Below are 13,142 nucleotides of genomic sequence, written 5' to 3' on the forward strand. Positions count from 1 at the left end.
TCATCCTGTGCCGCAGGATGACCCGGTCCCGGACCACAATCCGCGCTAGTCGAAGGCCCAGGTGTAGAGCACGTCCAGCGCGTTGTTGGTGCCGGTCTGGAACTGCAGCGTGATGCGCGGGTTCAGCTTGTACTTCAGCTTCACCAGGCTGGTCGCGCTGCTCGCGCCCTGTTCAAAGCTCAGGTAGGCGCGCGACGAGATGCGCTTGCCGACCGTGACCACGGTGTTCTGCAGGCCCGTGGCGGCGCCGGCGGTCGAGGTGCCGGCGGCCTGGCCGACGCCCAGTTCATCGACGCCCAGCGCGCTGGCCAGCTTGCCCTGGCCACCGCCGCCGCCGAACAATGCGCCGGCCGCGGTGCTGAGCAGGGCCATGTCGTTGCCCTGCGTGTTGTCGATGCCGTGGCCTAGCACCAGCCACGCCAGCTTGTCGCTGTCCGACACGGTTGGCGTGGACACCAGCTTGGCCTGTGGCGCCAGCGCCGTGCCGCGTACTTCGACGCCGGCTTCCACATTGGTTTCGCTCAGCGCCTCGCCTTCCGGGCGGCGGCGCACCGCCAAGATGTTCAGGCCCGGATTGTCGTAGGCGCCGGTGAAGTTGATCACGCCGCGATCGATCGCCAGCTTCTGGCCATATGCCGCATAGGTGCCGCTGACCACGCGGATGCTGCCGTTGACGCGCGGCGGCCTGCGGTCGGCCACGCGGATGCGCAGCGAGCCTGCCAGTTGCGCATCCAGCCCTTTGCCCTTCAGCGTGAAGTCGTTGCCGAGGTCCGCTTCGAGGTCGATGTTCAGCGGCAGGCCTTGCGGCGCCTTGGCCTGCGGCGTGGACTTGCCGACGATGACCACGTCGTCGCTGAGCGTCGGCGTGTCGGCGCCGGCCAGTTCGATGCTGGCGCGGTCGGCGCGCACCTTGCCGTCGAGCTGGAAATGCTTGGCGTCGCGTACCAGGCTGGTGGTGCCGCTGATGGTGAGGATGCGGTCGGGACGCGACAGCACTTCCAGTTTGTCGGCGGTGAGCTTGAGCTGCATGGTCGCCTCGTTGGCGGCGTAGCGTATCCAGCCATCGGCCTGGGCGCGGCCCTGGTTGCCGTCGAAGGACAGTTTTTGCAGTTGCAGCTGGTCGCCGCTGAGGCGCGCCTGCAATTGGCCGTTGCGCAACCTGATGCCCTGGTCGACCCAGTTGACCACCAGCTTGTCGCCGGTGATGTCGCCGCTCAGTTGCGGTGCGGCGATGGTGCCGCTGCCTTGCACGTCCATCTTGAAGGCGCCGTCGATTTCCAGGCCTGGCTGGCCGGCCAGCGGCGCCAGCCAGGCCAGCGAACCCATATTGGCGCTGCCGGTGAGGGTGAACGGGCTGTCGTCGGCCAGGCGGCCGTCGCGTAGCTGCGCGCTGCCATCGAGCCTGGCCTGGCCGGCGCGGGTGCCGTCGACGTTGAGCTGGACGCGCAGCGTGCCGTCACTGACGTCGGCGCGGGCGTCCAGCGTGCGCAGGCCGAGCGGCTGCGGCAGGTCGGCGCCGGTGATGGTCAGGTCGCCCTGTTCGCGGTAGACATGGACCATGCCGGCCAGCGAGCGCGTGGCCGCTTGCAGGTTGATGCCCCATTCGGCGCCGATGGTCATGTTGCTGCGTACGTTGTCACGCCAGGCGTCGGACAGTTGCGCCAGGTAGTTGACCGGCACGCCGGCGGCGCGGCCGCTGCTGCGCCAGGTGGCGCCATTCTTTTCGAGGTTGTCGATGCGGATGCTGCCGGCGCGCAGGTTGATGACGGTGCTGCCGAGCGCGATCTGCTCGGGCTTGAGCAGCCCGGCGACGCCGGTGTCGGCCGGCGCGGCCAGTTTCAGCGGCGCCGGCGCGGCCAGCGTGAGGGCGAAGCGGCCCTTGTTTTGCAGGGTGTCGATGGCGCCGGTCCAGGTGTCGTTGGCCCAACTGCCTTTAACGCGCAGCGCGGCGTCGAAGTCGGGATTGGCGGCGCTCAGCTGGATCACGTGCGCCGAGCGCGTACCGCTGGTTTGCAGCCGCACCTTGTCGATGGTGATGGCGGGCGACACGTAGCGCGTGATCTCGATGTCGCTCACCAGCGGCACGTCGGCCATCGCCTCCGCCGCACCGCCCCGCGCCAGAGTGCGCGCGGCGTTGCCGCGCTGTCCCGCCGCCGCACCGACGGCGCCCGGCTGCGGGCTGGCCGCCGACCCGGCGCCGAGCGTCGAGCCGCTGGCCATGGCGATCGTGTTGCCGAACGTGGCGCTGCCGCGGATTGTGCCGACCTGCTGCTGGCCGGGAGCGCGCAGGTTGCTGCCGTCGAGCGTGAGCGCGATGGCCGGACGGGCGCTGGTGCCTGACGCCGTGCCGCTGGCGCGCAGCGCACCGCCGAACTGCGGTCCCAGCGCGCCAAGCTGCGGCGCGTCGAGACGCCATTCCAGCTTGTCGGCCGCGCTGCCAAAGCTGCCTTTAGCCAGCAGGCTGTTGGAGGCCAGATGCAAGTCGATGTCGGCATTGCTGATCGCGCCCCTGGACGCCGTCAGCTTCGCATGGCCCGACAACGGCGCATTGGCAAACGTCGACGGCTGCAAAGTAAGGTTGACGCCAGCGCGCCAGTTCGCGGCCAGTTGCGCCTCGCCGCTGAAGGCGGCGTTGATCGAGCCGCCTTGCGCCGCGCCGAAGCTGGCCGGATTCAGACGCTGGATACTGCCGTTCATTTTCAGCTCTGGCGTGCCCTTGACCATGGCGACATCGCCGCTGGCGTGGATCAGGCTATCGGCCGGACGCTTGGCCGAGGCGAAGGCGAGGCCGCGCGCGTCGGCCTGGAAGCTGCTGCGCGGCGCCTCCATGGTGCCGGTGACCACGCCGCTGGCGGCGATCGCGCCCAGCAAATCGCTGTTGATGGCGGCCAGCTGGCGCGCATCGATCTTCCATTTCAGCTGCTCGCCCGGCGCGCCGAAACTGCCGCTGACGTCAGCGGTGTTCTGCGCCAGCGAGAGGCGCGCGTCCACGCCGCTGATATGCCTGGCGTCGGCATTCAGCTTGCCATTGCCAGTCAGCGCCTGGCCCATCAACTTGCTGGCTTTGAGGTTGAAGTCAGCCGCCACTTGCCAGCCCGGCGCCAGTGCGCCCTTGGCGTTGACGTCCGCATTCAGGTCGGCGATCGGATAGCCGGGGCTCAGCGCGGAAGGATCGAAATGGTCCGCGGTCAGCCTGGCGCTGAATTCCTGCTGGTCTTTCAGGCTGGCCTGGCCGGTGGCGCTGATGGTGCCTTTCTTCGCTTGCAGTCGCAGCTGGTGCAGTTGCAGGCGGGCGTCCGCCAGCGTGGCTTGCAGGTCGAGGCGCAAGGCCTTGTCCACCAGCGCGGCGGCCAGGGTTTGTTTGGTCGCGGTGCTGGTGGCGGTGATGTCGCCGGCGATCGCCGTTTTGTTGATGCTGGTGTGGATGTCCTTGAGGTCGAAGCGGTCGGTGTGCAGCTTGAACTGGGCGGCGTCGATGCCGGCTTCCGGGCCGCTGCGGTCTACCTTGCCGCCGCCGGTGAACTTGCCGGCGCCGCCGAGGTCCAGCAGCACATTGTCCAGCACCGAGGAGGTGAGGGTGCCGTCCAGGCGCCCGCTGAAGGCTTGCAGCGGCAGGCCGTTCTGGTCCAGCGGCGCGGCCTTGCCCTGGTTGAGCAGGGCGAACTGGCCGGACAGTTTCTGGTCCGGTGCGATGGCGGCGGTGAGCTTGAGGCTGAATTTCGCTTCCGGCAGGGTAGCGTCGAAGCCGGCGGGATCGAGATCGCGGCCGGTCAGGTCGATGGCGCGCAGGATGATCTTGTCGAACGGCGCCAGCGACAGCGCCGCCTCGCCACTCGCGCCATTCGCCGCGCCTTGCAGTTTCAGCGACAGCAGCGACAGATCGCCGCCAACCTGCACCGCCAGGCGCGCGCCGCCCGCCACGCCCGGCGTCACGCCAGCCGCCGCCTTCGCAGCACTCGCCGTAGCGCCAGCCGCCGACTTCGCAGCACCTGGCGTGCCGCCATCCCGCGCCGTCCCCGCGCCGGCTGCCGTCGTGCCGCCAGGCGCGCGCGCCGCGACAGCGCCGCGCGCGTCGGCCGGTGTGCCCGGCGCCGCACCGGCAGCGGCGGAGGGGCCGCCATACGCCAGCGTCGCCTTGCCGTTCAGCGCGAACGGCTTGCTGCCGGCGATGGTGGCATCGGCCTTGATATCGCCGAACGCGGTATGCGCCGACGCATCCTGCAAGCGCCACTCCTTGCGGTCCGCATCCAGTTTGAACCGCAGGCGCTCGATCACGTCGCTGCCAGCCTCGCTGGTCAAAGTCAGCTTATCGAGCCGCCCGTCGGAAATACTCAACTTGACCGGCGAAGCCAGCGACGCCGGCATGGTGGCCGGCTCCGACGGCCCGAAACTCTGCACCACCAGGCTGCGCGCATGCAGCTCGCTGATGGTCAGCCCTTCAGAAAAATACTGCAACGGCGACCAATTAATATCGATCTGCTCCGCTGTCACCACGCTGCCCTTCGAGCGGTACACCAGCTTATCGATATGCATGCGGTGATACAGCGAGCCGCTCACGCCGGACACGGTAATCTGCCCGCCGCTGGCGGCCGACAGGCGCGCCACCAGCTGCTGCAAGGTCGACTCCCGGCCCAGCAGCCAGAAAGCGGCGGCCAGCAGCAGCACCAGCACGCCGAAGCCGATCGCCACGCGGCGCGGCCAGCGCCGGCGCGGTACAACGGCGGTGTCTTGAGGAGGAGTGTCGTGTTGATCAGCCATCAGAAAGTGAATCCCAGCGAGAAATGCAAACGATATTTACGCACCGCGTGGCCATACGCCACGTCGACATTGATCGGCCCCACAGGACTCTTCCAGCGCCCGCCGACGCCATAACCCGACTTCGGATGCAAGGCGCTGATCGTATCGCCGGCGTTACCGGCGTCGTAGAACACCGCCGCGCCATACTGCGGCTTGAACCAGTACTGGTATTCGGCGCTGGCGGTGGCCACATAGCGGCCGCCGGTGATGGCGCCGTCCAGCGGCACGCCCAGCTCCTGGTAGCCGTAGCCGCGCACCGACTGGTCGCCGCCGGCGCGGAACAGGTAGACCGCCGGCACGCCGTTCTTGCTGCCCGACGCCAGCGCGCCAAGTTCGGCGCGGAAGATGGCGTTGGACTTCACGCCCAGCGGCAGGTAGGCCACGCCGCGCGTATAGCCGCGGATGAATTTTTCATCGGTCAGCACCGGCAGCAGCGCGCCGCCGACCTGCGCGTTCAGCGCATAGCCCTTGGTCGGGAACAGCAGGTTATCGAGCTTGCGCCAGGTGACGCCATACGTCAGCGGCAGGCTGGTGCTGCGGCTCGACGGGATGCCGCCGATGGTTTTACTCTCGGTCAGCAGCTCCAGCGTCAGGTTGCGCTCCTGTAGCGGCGTGCCCCATGCGCGCTTGGCCGCCACGCTGGTCACGCTGGTCACCTCGCCCGAAATGTCGCTGCGCTCGAACGACGCGCCGATGCTGTCGTTGTAGCCCTCCGGCGTCACCGGGAAGTAGAAATTGCTGGTGGCGGTCTGCTTCTTGGTCTCCAGCGTCAGCGCGCTCTTCATGCGCAGGCCGAACACCGACAGGTCGTCATACGTCAGCGACGCGCGGTTGCCGGTATTGGTGGAATAACCGACGCCGGCGCTGACGTTCTTGCGCTTGTTCTCCACCACCCGCACCAGCAGCGGCAGCGGCGCCATCGTCGCGGCGGCGTTTTGCTCGGGCGTCATGGCGGCGGCGTCCAGCTGCTCGCTGAGAATGGCGCTGGTGTCGGCGCTCACTTCCACGCTGGCGAAGTAGCCGGTGTCCTGCAGGCGCGACTGGTACGACTGCAAGGCCGCCTCGCTGTAGTAGTCGCCGGGATGGATCTGATTCAGGTTGCTGACCACCGAGGCGGGGTAGCGCTTCAGGCCCTCGATGCGCAATTCGCCGAAGCGCATCTCCGGGCCGCTATCGATCACCACCTTCAGGTTGGCCAGGTGCTGTTCCGGATCGACGGTGGCCTGGCTCTCCACCAGTTGCGCGCGCGGGTAGCGCGTCTGCACCACCGAGCGCAGGATCGAACGCTTGGCGGCCTCCCATTCGCTCTGGCGGAATACCTCGCCCTGCTTCAGCGGCCAGCTGGTTTTCAGCGTGTTGACGTCGAACTGCTTGTCGGCCGGCTGTTCGGGATTGGGCGCGAAGCCTTGCAGAACCAGATCCAGCTCGCCGACGCGCACCGGCTCGCCCGGCGCCACCTTGACCTGCACCACCGGCGTGGCCGCCTCGCGGTCCAGCGTGGCGCTGACCTCGGGCGAATAATAACCATCAGTCGCTACCAGCGTGCGGATCTGCTCCGGCGCCGCCCGCACCATGCGGAACAGCTGCTGGCGGTCGATGCGGTCGTTGCCGCGATAGCGCACCAGGTCCAGGTTTGCCTGCAACAGCTCGCGCACGTCGCCGGGAGCGTCGATGCGCACCTCGTATTTCAGGCCGTCCGCCGCCTGCGCCGCCATGGTCAGCGCGGCCGTAATGAGACCGGCGGACCCTTTTGCCACAACTTGTGCCAAAATTCGTGATCCTGTCAGTTTTTTTGCTGGCGATGCCGGTAACATGAGACTCCATATAGGTTGACGCTAAACCGCATGTTACCGGATTGCCTGCAAAGATGGCGTACCAATAATATTGCTTCATCTGGAAAGAATTATGCTGCCTACCGATACCGCCCTGGTCCTGTTTAGCGGAGGCCAGGACTCCACCACCTGCCTCGCCTGGGCGCTGAAAAATTATGCACGCGTTGAAACCATTGGTTTCGACTACGGCCAGCGCCACGCGGTCGAGCTGACGGTGCGTCCGCAGCTGCTGCACAGCCTGCGCGCCCATTCGGCCGAATGGAACGCCCGGCTGGGCGAGGATCACATGATCGACCTGTCGCTGATCTCGGCCATCTCGCAAACGGCAATGACCCATGACATCGCGATTGAAACCCAGGCCAACGGCCTGCCGAACACCTTTGTCCCCGGCCGCAACCTGCTGTTCATGACGGTGGCCGCCACCGTGGCCTACCGCCGCGGCCTGACGGTGCTGGTGGGCGGCATGTGCGAAACCGACTTCTCCGGCTACCCGGACTGCCGCGACGACACCATGAAGGCGCTGCAGGTGGCGCTCAATCTCGGCATGGACACCCGCATGAAGCTGGAAACGCCGCTGATGTGGCGCGATAAAAAGCAGACCTGGGAGCTGGCCGAGGAGCTGGGCGGCCAGGCGCTGGTGGACCTGATCCGCAGCGGCACCCACACCTGCTACCTGGGCGAGCGCGGTGCGCTGCACGACTGGGGCTATGGCTGCGGCACCTGCCCGGCCTGCGCCCTGCGCGCGCGCGGCTACCACCAGTACGTGGGTACCGAGGTGTAAATGCCCGACCACGCCCGGCCACGGCTGCGCCGCCTGCTGCAGGATCTGCTCTCGCCGGGCATCCTGCCGCTACTGGTGCTGAGTGGCTGCCTGGGCGTGACCGCCGTGTTGTGGCACGGCGCCAGCCTCGACGCCGAGCACGATGCGCAGGCCGATTTCGAAGGCCGCGTGCGCGAGCTGGTGAACAATCTCGATCAGCGCATGCAGACCTACGAACAGGTGCTGTACGGCGTGCAGGGATTGTTCGCCAGCTCGCAGCAGGTCGAGCGCGAGGAGTTCCGCACCTATCTCACCGGGCAGGACCTGGACCGCCACTTCCCCGGCGTGCACGGCGTCGGCTACATCGAACTGGTGACGCCGTCGCAGCGCGCGGTGCACCAGGGCGTGGTGCGCCACCAGGGCTATCCGGATTACCACATCCGGCCCGACGGCGAGCGCGCATGGTATGCGCCCATCGTCTATCTCGAACCGTTCAACGACAACAACCGCCGCGCCTTCGGCTACGACACGGCGTCCGAGCCGCGCCGCCGCGCCGCGCTGGAGCAGGCGCGCGACTCCGGCCAGCCGGCGATGAGCGCCAAAATCCGCCTGGCGCAGGAAGTGACCGAGCCGGCGCAGGCGGGCTTCCTGATGGTGCTGCCGCTGTACCGCCATGGCTGGCCGACGGCAACGCTGGCGCAGCGCCGCGCCGCCATCCGCGGCTGGGTGTACGCGCCGTTCCGCACCGGCGACCTGATGGCGGGACTGGGCGGCCCGCGCGCCGCCGCGCTGGACGTGGAGATCTACGACGACGGCGTGGTCGAGCCGCAGGCGCTGATGTACGACAGCGTGCCGGACGCCGGCGAGCGGCTGCGCAGCACGCGCCAGCAGATCAGCATCGCCAACCATCGCTGGACGCTGCGCATCTCGATGCTGCCCGGCGCGGCGCCGGCGCGCGGCGACAAAGCGCAGCAGATCGCCATTGCCGGCGCGGGGTTCAGCGTGATGCTGGCGTGGCTTACCTGGCTGCTGGCGCGCGGCCGCCTGCAGGCGCGCCAAGGCTTGCAGCACAGCCGCGCGCTGGCGGCGGAGCTGAAGGAGGGCCAGCAGGCGCTGATGGTGCTGGCCGACAGCGCGCAGCGCAGCCAGGCCATGTTGCGCAGCATTCTCGACTCCACGCTCGACGGCATCCTGGTCGACAACCTGGAGGGCGCGGTGCTCAACTCCAACCGGCGCTTCCGCGAATTGTGGAATGTGCCGGAACAGCTGGACTGGCAAGGCGACGGCGCGGTGCTGATGAACCACATGTGCGCGCAGCTGCGCCATCCCGAATGCGGCCTGCGGCTCGACGGCGCCGGCGCCGCCGAGGAACATGCGGAGGTGCTGCACCTGAAGGACGGCCGCATGATCGAGACGCACACGCGCGGCCTGCTGCTGGGCAGCGAGCCGGCGCGCATCTGGTCCTTCCGCGACATCACCGAGCGGCGCCAGATCGAGCAGCGCGAGCAGACGCGCCGCCACGTGCTGGAACTGCTGGCCACCGGCGCGCCGCTGCAAACCATCCTGGAAAGCGTGGTGCTGGGCGTGGAGGCCGACCACGAAGACATGTTGTGCAGCATCCTGCTGCTGGACGACAGCGGCGAGCACCTGCTGCTTGGCGCGGCGCCCAGCCTGCCGGCGTTCTACAACGCGGCGGTCAACGGCATGTCGGTCGGCGCCGGCGTCGGCGCCTGCGGCCAGGCGGTGCTGACGCGCAGCCGCGTGATCGTCGAGGACATCCGCAGCGCGCCGTCATGGGCCGAGTTCCGCGACCTGGCCTTGCAGGCGCGCCTCGGCTCGTGCTGGTCGGACCCGATCATCAGCACCAGCGGCGCGGTGCTGGGCACGTTCGCCATCTACCATCGCGAGGCGCGCCTGCCGACGCTGGCGAACATCGCGCTGATCGAACAGGGCGCGCGGCTGGCCGGCATCGCCATCGAGCAGGCGCAGGCCGCCGTGGCGTTGCGCGCCGGCGAGGCGCGCTTCCGCAGCCTGTACGACCACGCGCCGGTGGCGTTGTGGGAGCAGGACTGGTCGGCGGTGCGCGGCGCGCTGGCGGAACTGGAGCTGTCCGGCATCGACGACCTGGCCGCCTATCTCGAAGCCAATCCGAGCCAGCTGCGGCGGCTGGCGTCGCTGGTGCGCGTGGTGGACGTTAACGCCGCCGCGCTGAAACAGGTGGCGGCGCCTGCGGGCGACAAGGATGTCGGCCAGCTGACGCTGGCGCAAAACTTCGACGCCGCCGCCATGCCGAATTTTGCGCGCGCGCTCAGCGCGCTGGCGCGCGGCGAACATTTCTTCGCCGGCGAGGGCAGCTTCGAGCGACTCGACGGCGTGGCGCGGCTGAACCAGCTGACGCTGCTGGTGATGCCGGGCCACACGCACAGCCTCGACTTCGTCATCGTCTCCACGCTCGACATCACCGAACGGCGCCGCATGGACGATGAGCTGCGCGTGCTGGCCACCACCGACTTCCTCACCGGCCTGCCGAACCGGCGCGAGTTCATGGGCCGCCTGGAGGAAGAGGAGGGCCGCCTGCAGCGCGATATAAGCGCGTATGCGGCGGTGCTGCTGCTGGACATCGACCACTTCAAGCGCATCAACGATGAACACGGCCACGCCGGCGGCGACGCCGTGCTGCGCCAGCTGGCGCAGCTGATGCGCGACAGCCAGCGCAAGATCGATATGCCGGGCCGCATCGGCGGCGAGGAATTCGCGCTGCTGCTGCCTGGCACCACGCTGGCGGCGGCGGCGGTGTTCGCCGAACGCCTGCGCCAGCGGGTGGAGCAGGCGCCGATGCTGCTGGAAGGTGGCGTCACGCTGCACATCTCGGTCAGCATAGGCGTGGCGGCGATGGATGGCAAGTGCGCCGCTGGCGATCCGGCGCTGAGCCGCGCCGATCAGGCCTTGTACCGCGCCAAGCGGGGTGGGCGCAACCGGGTGGAACTGGATGGCGCGCCGGTAGAGGCGGATCGGCCGGGGCATCAGGTCCCGGCCGCTTCCGGTTGAAACTTACACAGCTTGTTCGATGGTAGCGACGCGGCGGTGCTTGCGCGGGCGGCTGACGAACAACCAGTACAGGCCGATTGGGATCAGCAACGGCAGCAGCAGGGGCGACACCGCCGCCACCGCGACCACCGCCGCCAGCGCCACGCCGAACACGGCGAGGATGCCGAGGCTGGCGAACAGCACGCACAGGAAGAGCGCCACGCAGACCATGATCACGCCGGCCAGCAGCATGCCGGCGCCGCCGAACACCATTGCCAGCAGCGCGCCCAGCGGGCCATCGATGTCATCGCCGTCGATGTTGAAGTGCATGCCGTCGCCAAACATCGATTGGCACGCGGCAACCGCCAGCAGGAAAATCAAGGCGGCGAAGATCAGTTTTTTGGCTTTGGTGTTCATGGCGTTACCCCGGTTGTTGATGTTGGCATGCCGTTTGGCATGGTTGAACTGTACCGAGGCCGGCGCGCAGCGGCCATCGGATTGCGACAGACCGGCAAATTTGCGGGATGGAACGCACGTCAGCGGCGACGAGCCGTCGGGCGGGGCCGATTCGACCTTGATTTAAAGATATGGTGGTCTAAACTGATAATCTCAGTTCCCAACATTGCACATGGAGGGTATGAACATGGCTTGGCTAGCAATGAGCGAAGGGCAATCGATTCCTTCGGTACGTCAATGTACAAGGCGCCAGCGCAGCTGCCAGGCGGCTGTCCGGCGGAGGCCAGAAAGGTCCGCCGTCGGCGCCGCCCGCGATACCGCCTATCATCATCACGCCATTCAGCTACCAGCGGCCGGAACCGGCCATTGATCCGCGTATTACGCCACCGAAGCCGCCGATCACCGAGCGGGTGCCTTGCGTGACTTGCTAGATTGCGGCATTGGTAGCCTCCCGCGTCGTCATTCCCGCGCAGGCGGGAATCCATGCTGAGCGTGCATTTTACGCGCTCCATGGGTTCCCGCCTGCGCGGCGGTCCGCCGATGCGGAACGACGGCGGGTTAGAAGTTGTGGCGCAGGCCCAGCACCAGGCCCTTGAGCGTGGCGCCCGGCTCGGCGCCGAGGCTATTGATCGCGAAGTCGGCCACGCCGTTGCGCTCGTTGTTGAGGTAGCTGTAGTAGGCGTACACCGTGCTGCGCTTGGACAGGTTGTAGTCGTAGCCGGCGGTGATGTGGGTGGCGCCGGTGTCGTCGCCTTTGCGGGCGTGGCCGATGGTGGTGCCGGCCGGCGCGCTGCCGCTGCCGTCGCCGGCGTGGCCGATGCCCAGCTTGAATGCACCCCGGCCGACCTGGTGCGTGACCGAGACATAGGTGTCGTTGCGCTCCAGCGTGCCGGCGGCGGTTTCGTAGCGCAGCTTCTCTGCCACCAGCGCCACGCGCGTGTCGCCGAAGCGGTAGCCGGCGCCCAGCTTGGCGGCGCTGTCGTTCAGCCCCGCGCCCTGGTATGCATGGTGACGCTCGTAAGCGGCGGTGGCGTACCACGGGCCTTGCTCGTAGATCAGCGCGGCCGAGGTCAGCGACGGCTTGGCGCCGCCGGCCGGGCGTTCCTCGCTCAGGCCCTGCGCCACGCGCAGTTGCAGGCCGTTCCATACCGGCGTCCAGTAGTGCACGCTGTTTTGCTGGCGGCGGTCGAACGACGCCGTGTCGCTGGTGTTGTTGACGGTGGCGCCGGCGCCGTTGCCCATGATGCTCATGTAGCCGGCGGTGGTCGGGTAGTAAGGGTCGAGGCCGGAGGTGGCGCCGTTGTACGGCGTGACCCAGTTGCCGGCGAACAGCGTGCCGGCCTGGCCCTGGATGCCGAGGCGGGTGTCGCGCGCGGCAGGGCTGCCGGCGCCGGTGTCGGGCGACAGCGTGCCTTCGATCTGGAAAATGATCCGGGTGCCGCCGCCCAGGTCTTCGCTGCCGTTAAAACCCAGCACCGAGCGATTATTGCTCAGCCGCGAGACGCGGGCGCCGTCGTTTTGCAGGCTTTCCAGGCCCACATTCAGGCGGCCGTAGATCTGGACATTGCTTTGGGCGTAGGCGCCGCTGCAGGCGACGGCGAGGAGGACGGGGAGAATCTTGCGCATGGTTGCCGGGTTCCTATTGTTGTTACGGTGCGAGCCGCTTATTATTCCATCCCCATCTTTCTTTCGACACGACCATAAGTATGAGTAACGACTACCACGATGCAGATGACGGCGATGCATTGGTGCAAGAGGATCGCCTGTGGCAGGGCAACGGCTGGACCGCGCGCGTGATCAAAAACGAGGACGACGACGGCTGGGCCGTGGCGATGATCAAGGACGGCGAGCCGGAGCCGGCGCTGGTCGGGCCGTGGACCATGGGCCGCGACAAGAAGAATCCCAAGCCGCTGGACGTCAACGCCTTCAACACGCTGGTCAAGACCGCCAACGAGGTGATCCGCCGCCACGAGCAGCAGCTGCACGCCCAGCTGCACAAGAACGTCAGCGTCGGCACCGACGACGGCCCGGTCAAAGTCTGCCTGGACATCACGCCCGACGAGGACGATCCCTACGCCACGCTGACCGCGTTCGACCAGTACGGCGAGGAGCTGGCCAGCGTCCGCGTCGCCCCGACGTTCAAGCTGAGCGTCACCAGCGCCTCCAGCTGGATCGACAACGGCTACAAAAAGCCGTGAAATGCTATGGGCGGTTTCCCGCCGGAGTGCTAGTATTTCCTGTGCGCATGTTTCGTGGCAATAAAACATAGG

Annotated in this window: 7 protein-coding genes; 3 read left to right on the forward strand and 4 right to left on the reverse strand. The window is 67.7% G+C overall.

The annotated features are described in order from the left end of the window. Positions 1–45 precede the first annotated feature (45 nt). Both ACRQ5J_RS04320 and ACRQ5J_RS04325 read right to left on the reverse strand, forming a co-directional pair. Positions 46–4,758 carry a translocation/assembly module TamB domain-containing protein gene (locus tag ACRQ5J_RS04320; RefSeq protein WP_432381300.1) on the reverse strand — a complete coding sequence of 1,571 codons (4,713 nt, stop codon included), beginning with the start codon at positions 4,756–4,758 and terminating at the stop codon, positions 46–48. Further along, positions 4,758–6,512, reverse strand: a complete 1,755-nt coding sequence (locus tag ACRQ5J_RS04325) for an autotransporter assembly complex protein TamA (RefSeq protein ID WP_432383582.1) — start codon at positions 6,510–6,512, stop codon at positions 4,758–4,760. The genes ACRQ5J_RS04320 and ACRQ5J_RS04325 overlap by 1 nt, the downstream gene beginning before the upstream one ends. Before the next feature lie 190 nt (positions 6,513–6,702). On the opposite strand from ACRQ5J_RS04325, the gene queC reads away from it, so the two are divergent. Both queC and ACRQ5J_RS04335 read left to right on the forward strand, forming a co-directional pair. Next, the gene (gene queC / locus ACRQ5J_RS04330) at positions 6,703–7,410 is read left to right on the forward strand and encodes a 7-cyano-7-deazaguanine synthase QueC (RefSeq protein WP_432381302.1); all 708 of its coding nucleotides are present in this window, start codon (positions 6,703–6,705) and stop codon (positions 7,408–7,410) included. Continuing rightward, on the forward strand, positions 7,411–10,437 hold the full coding sequence (locus ACRQ5J_RS04335; protein WP_432381304.1) for a sensor domain-containing diguanylate cyclase: 3,027 nt from the start codon (positions 7,411–7,413) through the stop codon (positions 10,435–10,437). It begins immediately after the preceding gene. Positions 10,438–10,440: 3 nt separating this feature from the next. On the opposite strand, the gene ACRQ5J_RS04340 is transcribed toward ACRQ5J_RS04335, so the two are convergent. Together ACRQ5J_RS04340 and ACRQ5J_RS04345 are read right to left on the reverse strand one after the other, a co-directional pair. Continuing rightward, the gene (locus ACRQ5J_RS04340; protein ID WP_432381306.1) at positions 10,441–10,833 is read right to left on the reverse strand and encodes a hypothetical protein; all 393 of its coding nucleotides are present in this window, start codon (positions 10,831–10,833) and stop codon (positions 10,441–10,443) included. A gap of 597 nt (positions 10,834–11,430) precedes the next feature. Continuing rightward, a complete protein-coding gene (locus tag ACRQ5J_RS04345; protein ID WP_432381308.1) occupies positions 11,431–12,498 on the reverse strand; it encodes a porin in 1,068 nt (355 codons plus the stop codon). 80 nt (positions 12,499–12,578) lie between these two features. Between ACRQ5J_RS04345 and ACRQ5J_RS04350 the strand changes: the two genes are divergently transcribed. After that, positions 12,579–13,070, forward strand: a complete 492-nt coding sequence (locus ACRQ5J_RS04350; protein WP_432381310.1) for a hypothetical protein — start codon at positions 12,579–12,581, stop codon at positions 13,068–13,070. Positions 13,071–13,142: the final 72 nt, after the last annotated feature.

The organism is Duganella sp. P38, from assembly GCF_050859475.1.
Lineage (GTDB): Bacteria > Pseudomonadota > Gammaproteobacteria > Burkholderiales > Burkholderiaceae_D > Rugamonas.

Excerpts from the sequence above, each read along its gene's own strand:
- ACRQ5J_RS04350 (WP_432381310.1), top strand. The coding sequence starts at position 12,579 with ATGAGTAACGACTACCACGATGCAGATGACGGCGATGCATTGGTGCAA.
- queC (WP_432381302.1), top strand. The coding sequence starts at position 6,703 with ATGCTGCCTACCGATACCGCCCTGGTCCTGTTTAGCGGAGGCCAGGAC.
- ACRQ5J_RS04320 (WP_432381300.1), bottom strand. The coding sequence starts at position 4,758 with ATGGCTGATCAACACGACACTCCTCCTCAAGACACCGCCGTTGTACCG.
- ACRQ5J_RS04345 (WP_432381308.1), bottom strand. The coding sequence starts at position 12,498 with ATGCGCAAGATTCTCCCCGTCCTCCTCGCCGTCGCCTGCAGCGGCGCC.
- ACRQ5J_RS04340 (WP_432381306.1), bottom strand. The coding sequence starts at position 10,833 with ATGAACACCAAAGCCAAAAAACTGATCTTCGCCGCCTTGATTTTCCTG.
- ACRQ5J_RS04325 (WP_432383582.1), bottom strand. The coding sequence starts at position 6,512 with ATGGCGGCGCAGGCGGCGGACGGCCTGAAATACGAGGTGCGCATCGAC.
- ACRQ5J_RS04335 (WP_432381304.1), top strand. The coding sequence starts at position 7,411 with ATGCCCGACCACGCCCGGCCACGGCTGCGCCGCCTGCTGCAGGATCTG.